The 13,772-nt window shown below is 67.6% G+C and carries 14 protein-coding genes; 10 read left to right on the forward strand and 4 right to left on the reverse strand.

Features of this window, described 5'->3' with window-relative positions:
* Position 1 precedes the first annotated feature (1 nt).
* Positions 2–760 (reverse strand): M48 family metallopeptidase, encoded by a 759-nt coding sequence (locus tag ABMY26_RS17010; RefSeq protein WP_372398385.1) that lies wholly within the window; start codon positions 758–760, stop codon positions 2–4.
* A gap of 273 nt (positions 761–1,033) precedes the next feature.
* Between ABMY26_RS17010 and ABMY26_RS17015 the strand changes: the two genes are divergently transcribed.
* From ABMY26_RS17015 to ABMY26_RS17035, 5 genes are all read left to right on the forward strand, one after another.
* Positions 1,034–2,635: an ATP-binding protein gene (locus ABMY26_RS17015; protein ID WP_372398386.1), complete on the forward strand. Its 1,602-nt coding sequence runs from the start codon at positions 1,034–1,036 to the stop codon at positions 2,633–2,635.
* A 240-nt stretch (positions 2,636–2,875) separates the two neighbouring features.
* On the forward strand, positions 2,876–4,231 hold the full coding sequence (gene ugpB, locus ABMY26_RS17020) for a sn-glycerol-3-phosphate ABC transporter substrate-binding protein UgpB (RefSeq protein WP_372398387.1): 1,356 nt from the start codon (positions 2,876–2,878) through the stop codon (positions 4,229–4,231).
* An 86-nt stretch (positions 4,232–4,317) separates the two neighbouring features.
* Positions 4,318–5,202 (forward strand): sn-glycerol-3-phosphate ABC transporter permease UgpA, encoded by an 885-nt coding sequence (ugpA, locus tag ABMY26_RS17025; RefSeq protein ID WP_372398388.1) that lies wholly within the window; start codon positions 4,318–4,320, stop codon positions 5,200–5,202.
* A complete protein-coding gene (ugpE, locus tag ABMY26_RS17030; protein WP_372398389.1) occupies positions 5,199–6,047 on the forward strand; it encodes a sn-glycerol-3-phosphate ABC transporter permease UgpE in 849 nt (282 codons plus the stop codon). The genes ugpA and ugpE overlap by 4 nt, the downstream gene beginning before the upstream one ends.
* A 41-nt stretch (positions 6,048–6,088) precedes the next feature.
* Positions 6,089–7,153, forward strand: a complete 1,065-nt coding sequence (locus tag ABMY26_RS17035; RefSeq protein WP_372398390.1) for a sn-glycerol-3-phosphate import ATP-binding protein UgpC — start codon at positions 6,089–6,091, stop codon at positions 7,151–7,153.
* 16 nt (positions 7,154–7,169) lie between these two features.
* Here the strand turns inward: ABMY26_RS17035 and ABMY26_RS17040 are convergent, their stop codons facing one another.
* A complete protein-coding gene (locus tag ABMY26_RS17040) occupies positions 7,170–7,382 on the reverse strand; it encodes a DUF1674 domain-containing protein (RefSeq protein ID WP_372398391.1) in 213 nt (70 codons plus the stop codon).
* A gap of 98 nt (positions 7,383–7,480) precedes the next feature.
* Here ABMY26_RS17040 and htpX point away from each other — a divergent pair, with 98 nt between their 5' ends.
* From htpX to ABMY26_RS17055, 3 genes are all read left to right on the forward strand, one after another.
* Complete coding sequence (gene htpX, locus ABMY26_RS17045) at positions 7,481–8,479, forward strand: zinc metalloprotease HtpX (RefSeq protein ID WP_372398392.1); 999 nt, start codon at positions 7,481–7,483, stop codon at positions 8,477–8,479.
* A gap of 109 nt (positions 8,480–8,588) precedes the next feature.
* The gene (locus ABMY26_RS17050) at positions 8,589–9,521 is read left to right on the forward strand and encodes an exopolyphosphatase (RefSeq protein ID WP_372398393.1); all 933 of its coding nucleotides are present in this window, start codon (positions 8,589–8,591) and stop codon (positions 9,519–9,521) included.
* Between the two features lie 25 nt (positions 9,522–9,546).
* Positions 9,547–10,275: a hypothetical protein gene (locus tag ABMY26_RS17055; protein WP_372398394.1), complete on the forward strand. Its 729-nt coding sequence runs from the start codon at positions 9,547–9,549 to the stop codon at positions 10,273–10,275.
* A gap of 909 nt (positions 10,276–11,184) precedes the next feature.
* On the opposite strand, the gene ABMY26_RS17060 is transcribed toward ABMY26_RS17055, so the two are convergent.
* A complete protein-coding gene (locus ABMY26_RS17060) occupies positions 11,185–12,168 on the reverse strand; it encodes a CobD/CbiB family cobalamin biosynthesis protein (protein ID WP_372398395.1) in 984 nt (327 codons plus the stop codon).
* 57 nt (positions 12,169–12,225) lie between these two features.
* Positions 12,226–12,789 carry an ankyrin repeat domain-containing protein gene (locus ABMY26_RS17065; RefSeq protein WP_372398396.1) on the reverse strand — a complete coding sequence of 188 codons (564 nt, stop codon included), beginning with the start codon at positions 12,787–12,789 and terminating at the stop codon, positions 12,226–12,228.
* Between the two features lie 98 nt (positions 12,790–12,887).
* Here ABMY26_RS17065 and ABMY26_RS17070 point away from each other — a divergent pair, with 98 nt between their 5' ends.
* On the forward strand, positions 12,888–13,043 hold the full coding sequence (locus tag ABMY26_RS17070; RefSeq protein ID WP_372398397.1) for a hypothetical protein: 156 nt from the start codon (positions 12,888–12,890) through the stop codon (positions 13,041–13,043).
* A gap of 96 nt (positions 13,044–13,139) precedes the next feature.
* Positions 13,140–13,772, forward strand: coding sequence for a hypothetical protein (locus tag ABMY26_RS17075; RefSeq protein ID WP_372398398.1), 633 nt, complete (start codon positions 13,140–13,142; stop codon positions 13,770–13,772).

The following is a 13,772-nucleotide window of genomic DNA, read 5'->3' on the forward strand; positions in this document are numbered from 1 at the left end:
GTCAGCCGTAGCGCAGCAACCGGGTTCCGTTCGCCTTCAGCCAGGCTCGTGGCAACTGGACGTCCAGGCCGGCGGTCAGGCTGGCGCACAGCGCCCAGAAGCGCGCGGAATGGTTCATCTCGCGCAGGTGCGCCACCTCATGCCCGACGACATAGTCCAGCACCGGTTCCGGCGTCAGGATCAGGCGCCAGGAGAAGGACAGCCGGCCGGTCGACGAACAGCTTCCCCACCGGCTCTTGGTGTCGCGGATGGTGACGGCGGCGACGCGCGCGCCGATCGCCTCCGCCTTGGCGCGGGCCCGGGCGGACAGTTCGCGTCTGGCCTCGGCGACCAGGAAGTCGCGGACGCGGCGGGCGACATGCTCCGGCTGGCCGCCGACCAGCAGGGCGCCCTCCTCGATGCGGGTGGGGCCGCGCAGGGCAGGGTCGTGGCGGATGACATGCTCGACCCCCAGATAGGGCACGCCGGCCCCGTCGGCGAAGGGCAGCGAGGGCGGCATCGCCGCCAGACGCGCCCGCAGCCAGCCGTCATGCCGGCCGACGAACTGGCGGGCATCGCTTTCCGACACGCCGACCGGCACCACCACCTGGACCAGTCCGCGGCCGGCGTCGACCCGCAGGGTCATCCGGGTGGCGCGCGCACTCTCGCGCAGTTCCAGCGGCATCGGCAGGCCGGAGATCTCCAGCGCCCGCGGCGGCTGGGGCGGCCGGGCGGCGGACCGCTTGCGGCGGCGAAGGGGGGAGGGACGGCGCTGCACCATGGCGTCTTATAGCGCGGGGGCCGCCGGATGCGAAAGCGTCCTCCGCCCCGGATGCGAAAGCATCCTTCCCCTGATGCGGAAACATCCATAGACCTTTGTCGAAGCGCCGCCTCGGCTTTAAGAAATAGGGCCTTCGAACGAAGTGGGGCTATAGGGTCGACTGAGGTCACATTTGACACGTTCGATGGGAGCACAAGATAAAGCAGTGGTAACGCGGCAGTCTCCGCCTACCCGTTCCGATAGTCTTCCCGCAGTCTTGCCGAGTGCACGCCCATGCCCCCCATCCAAGAACAAATGCCGACACGCGAGGATTGGTTGGATGCCCTGCTGTCGGCGAATGGCGCTCCACATGCGTTGCTGGGTGGCGACGGGCGGGTGCTTGCGGCCAACCGGGCCTTCGCGGCTGGTTTGGGCCTTGCGCCCGAGACCGTGGAGGGACGCACGCTCGCCGAAGCCGGACTGCCTGCCGATGCCGCGCGGGAGATCGACCGGCTGCGGCACCGGGTGATGGAGACCGCGGTGACGGCCACCATCGATGGCCTGGGCTTGGATGGCCTTGCCGGCGCTGCGACGCTGACTCCGGTGCGTGACGCCGACGGCCGGGTCTGCGCGGTGGCGCTGGTCGGCGATGCAGGTGCCGCCGCCGCTGCCCTGGCCCAGGCCCGGGCCGAGGTGGCACAGGCGCGCGCCGATGCCGAGCGCGCCCGCACCGCCAAGGGCAAGTTCCTGTCGGCCGCCAGCCACGATCTGCGCCAGCCCTTCCAGGCGATGCACCTGTTCCACCATCTGCTGATCGGCCGGCTGACCGACCCGACCGACATCGAACTGGCGAACAAGCTGGAGCAGGCCATCGTCGGCGGCGAGACGCTGCTGCGTGCCCTGCTGGAGGTGTCGGCGCTGGAGGCCGGTCTGGTGACCGCCACCCCGCAGACCTTTCCGGTCGATGAACTCCTCGCCAGGATGCTGGAGGAATTCGGGCAGGAGGCGGAGGCCAAGGGCCTGCGCTTCAACGTCCATCCGCTCGATGCCGAGGTCACCAGCGATCCCGCGCTGATGGAACGGCTGCTGCGGCCGATCCTGTCCAATGCCCTGCGCTATACGCTTCAGGGCGGCATCCTGCTGGCGGCGCGGCGGCGCGGCGGCACTCTGCGGATCGAGGTGCGGGACACCGGCGTCGGCATCGATCCGTCCCAGCATGCGGCGATCTTCGAGGACTTCCACCAGCTCGGCAATCCCGGGCGCGACCGCAAGCACGGGCTGGGGCTGGGGCTCGCCATCGTGCGGCGGCTGGCGCAGGTGCTGGGGCATCCGGTGACGGTGCGGTCGGCGCTTGGCAAAGGCTCCGTCTTCGCGGTGGAGCTGCCATTGGCCGACCGTGCCGGAGACGGGCCGGGCGACGGGGATGAGGACCGGGAGTGCGGGGCGGCCGGCGGCGGCATGTCGGCGTCCTCCGCTCCGGCCCGGGCCGGAACCGTGCTGGTGATCGAGGATGACGCCATGCAGCTGGAGGGGATCGGCCTGCTGCTCCGCGGCTGGGGCTATGCGGTCATTCCCGCCCGCGGTATCGACGAGGCCTGCGCCGGGCTCGACAGCGCCGCGACGGCCCCCGACCTCGTGCTGTCCGACCTGCGGCTTTCGGGGCCGGAAACCGGGATCGACGCCATCCAGTCCGTGCGGGCGCGGTGCGGCCGGCGGGTGCCCGGCATCATCGTCACCGGCGATACCGATCCTGACCGGCTGCGCAGCGTCGGCCGCAGCGGCTTCCCCCTGATCCACAAGCCATGCGACCCCGACGCCCTGCGCAGCCTGTTGAGCCGCAGCCTGGGCGGCGAGCTGCTGGCCGGATGCCAGCCGGACGCCGTCTGCCTGCGATAAGTTTTTCACACCGCGAAAGCGCGGAACCGCGCCTTGACAGACGGACCTATGCGCGCCCAGTGTGACGCTTAGAGCAACCAAACAATTTCTTAAGATACCATCCGGACATTCCGCGTTTTTGCGCATGTCCGCAGGGCGCCTTTTGCGCGTGCCACCAAATCTTCACGAAAGCGTCGCGGGACGGCAACCCGTTGCCCTCATGACAACCGCGCACCATACCGGGACAGGGAGACCCACCGCATGTTGAGCCGCCGCAAGCTTGCCCTTCTGACGGGCGCCGCCACCGCCACCGCGCTGCTGTTCGCCGCCGCCCTGCCGGGCACGGCTTCGGCCCAGCAGAAGACGGTGGTCGAGTTCTGGCACGGGCTGCCGCAGCCGCTGGGCGGCCAGCTGGAGCAGATCGTCAAGGACTTCAACGACAGCCAGTCGGCGGTCCAGGTCAACCCCTCCTACAAGGGCAGCTATCCGGAGACGATGCAGGCGGCCATCGCCGCCTTCCGCGCCGGCAACGCGCCGCACATCGTGCAGATGTTCGAGGTCGGCACCGCCACCATGATGGCCGCCGGCCCGGCGGTGAAGCCGGTCTACCAGCTGATGCAGGAGACGGGTGCGTCCTTCGACCCTGCCGCCTACATTCCGGCGGTCAAGGGCTACTATTCGTCCAAGGACGGCAAGATGATGGCGCTGCCGTTCAACAGCTCCACCGCGATCATGTTCTACAACAAGGACGCTTTCCAGAAGGCCGGCCTCGACCCCAACACGCCGCCGGCGACCTGGCCGGACCTGATCGAGGCGGCGAAGAAGCTGAAGGCGTCGGGGTCCAGCTGCCCGTTCACCACCGCTTGGCCGACCTGGGTGCAGCTCGAACAGCTGGGCGCCATCCACGACACGCCCTTCGCCACCCAGGCCAACGGCTATGGCGGGCTGAACGCCGAGCTGAAGATCGACGCGCCGCTGTATGTCAAGCATGTGCAGACGCTGATCGACATGCAGAAGGACGGGCTGTTCAAGTATGGCGGCCGCGACAACAAGGCGGACGCCCTGTTCCCGTCGGGCGAATGCGCGATGATCCAGGGGTCGTCCTCCCTGCGCAGCCGCATCCTGAAGGAGGGGACCTTCGCCTGGGGTGCCGCGCCGCTGCCCTACTGGCCGGAATTCGCCAAGGGCGACCCGAAGAACGGCATCATCGGCGGCGCCGCCTTCTGGGTGATGACCTCGCCCAAGCGCAACGAGGCCGAATACAAGGCTGTGTCGCAGTTCTTCACCTACCTCGCCAAGCCGGAGGTGGATGCCAAGTGGCACATGGACACCGGCTATGTCCCGGTGACGCTCAAGGGCATCGAGATCGCCAAGGCGCAGGGCTATTACGGGAAGAATCCGGGTGCCGACGTGCCCGCCGCCCAGCTGACCCGCACCCCGACCACCGAGAACAGCATGGGCCTGCGGCTGGGCAACCTGCCGGAAATCCGCAACATCATCCAGGAGGAGCTCGAGAAGGCCTTCCAGGGCCAGCAGGACGCCCGCCAGGCCTTGGATGTCTCGATCAAGCGCGGCAACACGGTGCTGCGCAACTTCGAGCGGGCCAACAAGGGCTGATCGGCTGAACCGCCTTCGGGGCTCCCCTCTCCCCAACTGGGGAGGGGAGCCCCGAACGTCACGCATATCCGGCGAAAGACCTTCCCTTGCAGCGTCGCGTGACCTTCGACAACCGGCTGTTGCCCTACCTGCTGCTGGCGCCGCAGGTGGCGGTGACGCTGGTGTTCTTCATCTGGCCGGCGGCCCAGGCCGTCTGGCAGTCGGTGCATCTGCAGGACGCCTTCGGCATCCGCAGCGAATTCGTCTGGTTCGAGAATTTCGAACATGTGCTGGGCGATCCCAACTACATCGACACCCTCAAGGTCACGGTGATCTTCAGCGTCGCGGTGACGGTGCTGTCGATGGGCACGGCGCTTCTGCTGGCGGTGCTTGCCGATTCGAAGATCAAGGGGGCGGGGGCCTACAAGACGCTGCTGATCTGGCCCTACGCGCTGGCGCCCGCGGTGGCCGCCGTGCTGTGGATGTTCATCTTCAATCCCGACATCGGATCCTTCGGCCGCGGGCTGCGGGCGCTCGGATTCGACTGGGACTACCGGCTGAACGGCGGGCAGGCGCTGTCCATGGTCATTCTGGCCGCCAGCTGGAAGCAGGTGTCCTACAACTTCATCTTCTTCCTGGCCGGGCTGCAGGCGATCCCGCGCTCGGTGATGGAGGCGGCCAGCATCGACGGTGCCGGGCCGCTGCGGCGCTTCCTCACCATCACCTTTCCGTTGCTGTCGCCGACCACCTTCTTCCTGCTGGTGGTCGACATGGTCTACGCCTTCTTCGAAACCTTCGGCACCATCCACGCCCTGACCCAGGGCGGGCCGGGCAAGGCGACCGAGACGCTGATCTTCCGCGTCTACCAGGACGGCGTCGTCAACAACGACCTCGGCGGCTCCTCGGCCCAATCGGTGATCCTGATGGTGATCGTCATCGCGCTCACCGCGGTGCAGTTCCGCTTCGTCGAGCGCAAGGTCCATTACGCATGAAGCAGACCCGGTTGATCGACCTCGTGCCGCACGCCGTGCTGGTCCTCGGCGTGCTGGTCTTCGCCTATCCGATCTATGTGACGCTGATCGGCTCGACCTGGGATTCCGGCACCATCGGCCGCGGCGGCCTGCCGCTGTGGCCGGGCGGCGAGGCGGCGGCCAACTACGCCCAGGCCTGGGCGGGGGAGGCGGGCGAGCGCGCCATGTACACGCCGGTGCGCACCATGATGCTGAACAGCCTGGTGATGGCGCTGTGCATCGCGCTGGGGAAGATCGCCATCTCCATCCTGTCGGCCTATGCGGTGGCCTTCTTCCGCTTTCCGCTGCGCATGGCCTTCTTCTGGCTGATCTTCATCACGCTGATGTTGCCCGTGGAGGTGCGGATCATCCCGACCTACAAGGTCGTCGCCGACCTCGGCCTGATCGACACCTATGCGGGGCTGACCATCCCGTTGATCGCCTCGGCCACCGCGACCCTGCTGTTCCGCCAGTTCTTCCTCACCATCCCCGACGAGCTGCTGGAGGCGGCGAAGATCGACGGCGCCGGGCCGGTGCGCTTCTTCATCGACGTGGTGCTGCCGCTGTCGCGCACCAACATCGCGGCGCTGTTCGTCATCCTCTTCATCTATGGCTGGAATCAATATCTCTGGCCGCTCCTGGTCACCGGCAGCCGCGACATGGAAACCATCGTGACCGGCATCACCAAGATGATCGGCACCGGCGAATCGGCCAACGACTGGCACATCATCATGGCGACCACCGTGCTGGCGATGCTGCCGCCGGTGGCGGTGGTGGTGCTGATGCAGCGCTGGTTCGTCAAGGGGCTGGTCGACAGCGAAAAATGACGGGCAGCGAACAGTAAGACGCGGACGAAAGAAGACAGACAATGGCAACCGTAGACATCCGCAACGTCCGCAAATCCTATGGTCCGGTCGAGGCGATCAAGGGCATCGGCATCTCGATCCGGGACGGGGAGTTCCTGGTCCTGCTCGGCCCGTCGGGCTGCGGAAAATCCACCCTGCTGCGCATGGTCGCCGGGCTGGAGGGCATCACCGGCGGCGAGATCGCCATCGGCGGGCGCGTGGTCAACCATCTGGACCCCAAGGACCGCGACATCGCGATGGTGTTCCAGAACTACGCGCTCTACCCGCACATGACGGTCTTCGACAACATGGCCTACGGCCTGAAGATCCGCGGGCTGCCGAAGGCGGAGATCCGGGCGCGGGTCGACAAGGCGGCGGAGATCCTGGAGCTTGGCCGCTTCCTCGACCGCCGGCCGAGCCAGCTGTCGGGCGGCCAGCGCCAGCGCGTCGCCATGGGCCGCGCCATCGTGCGCGAACCCGCCGCCTTCCTGTTCGACGAGCCTCTTTCCAACCTGGACGCCAAGCTGCGCACGCAGATGCGGGTCGAGATCAAGCGGCTGCAGGACCGGCTGGGCATCACCAGCCTCTACGTCACCCACGATCAGGTCGAGGCGATGACCCTGGCCGACCGCATCCTGGTGATGAACAACGGCGTCGCCGAACAGGTCGGCACGCCGCTGGAGGTCTACCAGCGCCCGGCCAGCCTGTTCGTCGCCGGCTTCATCGGCTCGCCGCCGATGAACGTGCTGGACGGCCGCATCGACGACCGCGGCGAGGCGGTGCTGCTGCCCGGCGGCCAGCGCCTGCCCCTGCCGCATGCGCGCCCGACCGAGGCCGGCCGGCCGGTGAAGCTGGGCATCCGGCCGGAGCATCTGGCCGCGGCGGCGGAAGGCTTCGCCATCGAGGTGGAACTGGTGGAGGCGCTGGGCGCCGACACGGTGGTCTACGGCCGGCTGGCCGGTGGCGGGACGCTGCTGGTCCGCATGGCCGGCCTGCCGAGCTGCCGGACCGGCGACCGCCTGACCGTCGCCCCGCCGGCCGATGCCCTGCATCTGTTCGATGCGGTGAGCGGCCGGCGGCTTGAGTGAGGGAGCGAAGCGCCTTTTAGAAATCCGAACAGCGGCCCTTGAACTCCCAGTCGCCGTAGCGGGTCGGCTCCGGCCCCTTGGGGCCGCCGATCTCGCCGGGCTTCTGCTCGGGCCCTTTCGCCTCCGTGGCGTCGGGGGCGGCGGTCGCTTCGGTCTTTTCGGTCACGTCCTTCGCCGCGGCAGCGGGGACGGTCGGATCGGGTCTGGTCTGGTCGGTCATGCGGTCCATCGCAACGGCAGGCATCTTGAACGGGGGCTCGGAACACGCCCATATCTTGGACGAAGCGGGAAAGTCCCGCCGGACCATCCTGAACCGATATGGCAACCATGACCAGCTATCTGAAGACCACCATCCTGCTTGCCGGCCTGACGGCCCTGTTCATGGCGGTCGGCTTCCTGCTGGGCGGCAAGACCGGCCTGATCGTCGCCTTCGTCGTGGCCTTGGGCATGAATCTGTTCAGCTATTGGAATTCCGGCGACATGGTGCTGTCGATGTATGGCGCCCGCGAGGTCGACGCCTACACGGCGCCGGAATTCCACGGCATCGTCGCCCGGCTGGCCGAGCGCGCCGGCCTGCCGATGCCGCGGGTCTACATCATCGAGAACGACCAGCCCAACGCCTTCGCCACCGGCCGCGACCCGGAGCATGCGGCGGTCGCCGCCACAACCGGCCTGCTGCAGCGCCTGACCCCGGAGGAGATCGCCGGCGTGATGGCGCATGAGCTGGCCCACGTGAAGAACCGCGACACGCTGATCATGACCATCACCGCGACCATCGCCGGCGCGGTGTCGATGCTGGCGAATTTCGGCCTGTTCTTCGGCGGCTCCAGCAACGACGGGCGCGGCGGCAATCCGCTGGGCATGGTCGGCACGGTCCTGGCAGCCATCCTGGCGCCGATCGCCGCGACGCTGGTGCAGATGGCGATCAGCCGCACCCGCGAGTTCGAGGCCGACCGCATCGGCGCCGAGATCTGCGGACGCCCCACCTGGCTGGCCGACGCGCTGACCAACATCCACAACGCCGCCACCCATATTCCCAACCATCAGGCGGAGGCGCACCCGGCGACCGCCCATCTGTTCATCGCCAACCCGCTGAGCGGCGCCAATTTCGCCAGCCTGTTCTCCACCCATCCCGACATGGGCGAGCGGGTCGCCCGGCTGCGGGCGATGGCGGCCCCGGCCGGCGGCTTCGGGGGTGGCGGTTCCGGCAGCGGTTCCGGGGGCGGCTTCACCCGGCCGCGCGACGGCCGGTCGCCCTGGGGCGCCCCGCCGCAATCGCAGGGCGGCGGCTTCATGCCGCAGAACCGCCGCGGCCCCTGGGGCTGATGCAGCCGACGGGCCTCTGGTATTAGGATTGCGCGCCGGAGGGCTGGGCGATTACCTTGCCGGCATGCGTTCAACCGCCATGGCAGCATGGCCGCCAGGGGAATTCTGCATGTCCGACGCCGTGAAGTACCGTCTTGTCACCCGATCCGATTTCGACGGGCTCGTCTGCGCCGTCCTGCTGAAGGATCTGGGCATCCTCGACGAGATCAAGTTCGTCCATCCCAAGGACATGCAGGACGGCAAGGTTGAGATCACCAACCGCGACATCACCACCAACCTGCCCTATGTCGACGGCGCCCATCTGGTCTTCGACCATCATCTGTCGGAGACGATGCGCGTCGGCACCAAGCCGAACCACATCATCGACCCCAAGGCGCCATCGGCCGCCCGCGTCGTCTATGACTATTATGGCGGGAAGGAACGCTTCCCGACCATTTCCGACGAGATGATGACGGCGGTCGACCAGGCCGACTCGGCGCGCTACGAGCGCGAGGACATCCTCAACCCCACCGGCTGGACCCTGTTGAACTTCATCATGGATGCGCGCACCGGGCTCGGCCGCTTCCGTGAGTTCCGGGTGTCGAACTACCAGCTGATGATGGACCTGATCGATTATTGCCGGAACCACAGCATCGCCCAGATCCTGGATCTGCCCGACGTGAAGGAGCGGGTGGAGCTCTACACCCAGCATGCCGAACTGTTCGTCGACCAGCTGAAGCGCTGCTCGACCGTCCGCGGCAACGTCGTCGTGCTCGACCTCCGCAAGGAGGAGACGATCTATGCCGGCAACCGCTTCATGATCTATGCGCTGTTCCCGGATACCAACGTGTCGATCCACGTGCTGTGGGGGCTGAAGCAGCAGAACACCGTGCTGGCCTGCGGCAAGTCGATCCTGAACCGCAGCTCGAAGACCGACATCGGCCCGCTGATGCTGGACTATGGCGGCGGCGGGCATCAGGCGGCGGGCACCTGCCAGGTTGCCAACGATCAGGCGGAAGCGGCGCTGGAGGCCATCGTCGCCCGCATGCAGGCGGATGGCTGAGCGCGGAAGCACTGGGCATGATCGGGTGAGGGCCTCCGTTCCGTTTGCCTACAGCGCTTTGTTCACCGCCGAGTGGCTGGCCGCCCTGGCGGACGAGGCCCCCCGGGCGGAGGCGTTCGACCGCGCCCGCCCGGTGGTGGAGGATGCCGTTGCCCGCGTCGACGCGGCCGGTGCCGATGCCTTGGCACGGATCGACGGGCTGGTTTCCGGGGCGGCCCTCGGTGCCATCCCCGCCCTGCTGGCGGCGGAGACCGTCGGGTTGCCGGAGGCCGCCGCTGCGGCGGAGCGCGCGATTCATGAGCTGATGAGCCGCGTCGCCTACAAGCGGCGCGAATTGATGCCGCTGTTCCCGCCGCTGATCGAGCGGGTTGCCGCCGTCCATGCCGCTGCGATCCTGGCCAGCGGCTCGGCACGCTGGCGCCTGATGGCGGCGCGTGCGCGGCTGCAGCCGGGCCGGCCCTCCAGCCCGATGCAGGGCGCCGGCACCCGCTATGTGAAGAGCGACCGCTTCGACGCCCGCGCCGCGGAAAGCCTTCCAGCCATCGACCGCACCCGCGCCGACCGCATCCTGAAGCGGCTGGGCGAGGTGCCGGTTCCTGACGAGCTGGAACTGCGACCGTTCGATGACGGTGACGATCTGTGGACGATCAAGGCCGGCGGGGCGAACCGTTTCATCCTGCGCGTCGGCTGCGATCGGCGCGGGCCGTTCTACATGATCGAGGATATCGGGCCGGGGGCCGGCCGACACAGCTGAAGGCAGCGGTTGTCGGCCTGTGTTCGCGATAAGCGAGTGGGAAGACGCCCGTTCTGGCGATTGATGAAGCGGCTTCTGATGGGATGTCATCAAAAGCCGCCGGTATACAAAATGCCGTTCGCCTTCGTGCGGTGGGGAACTTCCCTTGGCAGGTAAAACGAATGGCCGCAGCAGAGCTTTACAATGGATCGCCATAAAGGGATTTTCTGCTTCAATGCTCTTCTTCTTCGTTCCTCCTTCTTGAAAACTTATTCAAGTCAGAAAGTTGCGGCATATGGCTTGATGCGGAATGAGAAAGAAGGTTCTGAAATCCAGAAATGTTCCGGATGATTTCCAAGAATCCATTGAAAGCAAATACGAGCAAACTCAGCGCCCTATTTAGCGATGTATTTCTCCTTTGGTGGATAGCGATTTCAAGTTTCGAATGGTTTTCCATTATTGATCTTATCATGCCGATGTATTGTGTGATATCTATTCCATTGTAGTGGGTATACTGTGTCATGTCCTTTATGTTGTTGGAAAATTGTATCAATTTTTCTTCGAGAACTCGAACTGGGAGAGCATGTGATGATTTGACAACTTCAGAGAGATTCGATTCCAATCCCAGCAACAGTATAACGAATGCGCCGTTATTCATTTTAAACCTCTTGGTTGCGTCGAGATTTTTAAAAAAACCTTTGGTGGATTCTCTTTCTCGCACAGTGAGCATGGAAATTTACCGGAAAACATTCAACCAAAAGAATCGGCCCTCTCTTGTGATTTGCCGTTTTGAGAAAAATCTTGCCGGCGATGCAACGCTATGGAGTGGCAAGGGTAGGGGCTTGTCGCGCAACCCGGCAAAGGTCAGGCGGCGTGCGCCGATGTCGCTGCAACCGAGATTCGACCTTGTCGCCTGGAAGGGGACTTTGCTTACCCTCCCGTCACGCCCCACAGCAGCAGCGCCACCAGCCCGACCAGTTGCAAGGCGGCAACCGCGGTCAGGGCCAGCGCCCGGCCGATGTCGGCGGGGGTGGCGCGGGCGCGGCCGTCACCGATCCAGCTTTCGGTGATGACGACGCCGCCGTCGCGGTGCGGGCCGCCCAATGCAAGGCCAAGCGCGCCGGCCATGGCGGCGATGGGCCAGCCCATGTTCAGCGACGGATGCTTGCGCGCGTCGCGGCGCAGCGTGCGGAAGGCGCCCGCCGCCTTGGCGGTGCCGATGAAGGGGGCGGCCAGCGCCAGCAGCAGCCCGGCCAGCCGGGCCGGCAGGGCGTTCAGCGCGTCGTCCAGCGTCGCCGCCGTCAGGCCGAAGCGGCCATGGCGGACCCCCGGGCTGCCGAGCGCCGCGTCGGCGCCGTCCATCGCGGTCCAGACGAGCAGACCCGGCACGCCGAGCAGGGCATAGCCGAAGACCGGCGCCACCAGCTTGCGGTCGAAGGCACGGGCCGCGGCCTCCACCGCAGCGCGGGCGATGCCGTGCTCGTCCAGGCCATAGACGTGGCGGCGGGTCAGCGACTGGATCGCCGCCTGTCCGGCGACCGCCCCGCCGCTTTCCAGGGCGCGGCGCACCGCCCGCACCCGTGTCCAGGCCGCCCGCCCGCGCAGGCCGCAGAGCAGGGCCAGCAACTCGACCATCCAGCCGCGGCCGATCGAGCCGGCCCACTCGATCGCCAGACCGGTGGCCACCGCGATCGCCAGCAGCGCCAGCACGACCAGCGTGCCGCGCAGCAGCCGGGCCGAGTCGCCGCGTTCCGCCCGGTTCAGCCGGGCATCGGCGGCGTTGCAGAACCGCCGCGCCAGCGCCGCCGGGTCGGGCAGCACCCGGTCCAGCCAGTCGCCGAACAGCGCGTCGATCCCCAGCGCCAGCAGCAGGAGCAGCAGCGGGCCGGGACCGCCGAAGGCCGAACCGAACATGACGACTCCGGGGGCGGTGGGCTGGGATCAGGGAGCGGGCGTCAGCAGGCGCCGATGTCAGCGCGCGCCGGCCTGGCGGAGCAGGGTGCCGACGCGGGCGTTGCGGCTCTCCTGTGCCCAGTTCAGCGCGGTGCGCCCGGTGAAGTCGGAGCGGTCGACCTTGGCGCCGGCCTTCAGCAGCCGTTCCACCACGTCGGCGCGGCCGCTGCGGGCGGCGACCATCAGCGCGGTCATGCCCTCGCGGTTCTCCTGGTCGACCTTGGCGCCCTTCTTCAGCAGCAGGTCGATGATGTCGGGATTGCCGTTCTCGGCCGCGGCCAGCAGCGGGGTATTGCCGGCCTTGTCGGCGCGGTTGACGTTGGCGCCGCTGTCCAGCAGCAGCGAGGCCATCGCCGGGCTGGAGCGGTCCACCGCGGCGAGCAGCGCGGTCTTGCCGTGGAGGTCGGCCTGGTTGGGATTCTCCCCCCTCAACAGGGCGCCCTTCACCTTGGCGACGTCGCCATCGTTGACCGCCTGCATCAGCCCGGTGTCCTGGAACAGGCTGATCTGGGCGGAGGCCGGGGTGATGCAGCCGGCGGCCAGGCCGGTGGCGACGAGAGTGGCGAGCAGGAGCCGCTTCATGGCGGGTGTCCTTCCTTGACAGCGGGGGTGCCGGATACTAGCCAGAATGGAACCGCTTTTGCCAGACCGGCCTTGCCGCACCGATGCGTGGAACTGCCATGCCCCGCAACCCGCTTGCCCGCCACATCGCCCTGTTCCTGCTGGTGAAGGCCGTGCTGATCGGGCTCGGCCTCTGGTGGTTCATGAGCGGGTTCCCGGGCGGCATGCCGGAACCGCGCGGCGTGGTTGCTCCGCCGGCCGCGGCCCGCTCCTGATCCGACGCATTCTCCGGCTGCCGGACGGAACCTCGACCGCCGTTTCCGGTTGGATCCGCAGTGTTCGGACTTCCAGCGAAGCGAAGGGGTGGAGGCATGATCGAGAGCCGCGACCAGAACCCGACCGCGATCGATTCCAGCGCCTGGACGGGGGGAACCGACGGGTCGGAATCCCACGGCATGGTGCGCGAGGCGGTGGCGGTCTTCGACAGCCGCGACGCCCTGCAATCGGCGGTGGACGACCTGACGATGGCGGGCTTCCAGCGCCATGAGCTGAGCGTGCTGGCCAACGACGAGACGATCCGCGACCGGCTGGGGCAGGTCCCGGGCGACGTCGGCGATCTCGCCCACGACCCCGAGGCACCCCGGCAGTCGTACCTGTCGCCGGAGGATGTCGGCAGCGGCCAGGGCGCCGCCGTTGGGTTTCCGGCCTATGTGGGCGCGATCATCGCGACCGGCGCCGTGCTGGCGACCGGCGGCACCGCGCTTGCCGCTGCCGCCGCTGCGGCAGCGGCCGGGGTCGGCAGCGGGGCGGCAGGCTCCTTCCTGTCGCAATGGATCACCGACAAGCGCAACGAGCCGATGCTCCAGCATCTCGACAAGGGCGGCATCCTGCTCTGGGTCAGCGTCGGCGACGCGGCGCGCGAGCGCATGGCGCTGGAGATCCTGAACCGCCACGCCGTCCGCTCCGCCGAAGTCCACGAGGTGCGGCAGACCGGGTCGGAGTGA

It is taken from the genome of Azospirillum sp. HJ39 (assembly GCF_041507355.1).
GTDB classification, from domain to species: domain Bacteria; phylum Pseudomonadota; class Alphaproteobacteria; order Azospirillales; family Azospirillaceae; genus Azospirillum; species Azospirillum thiophilum.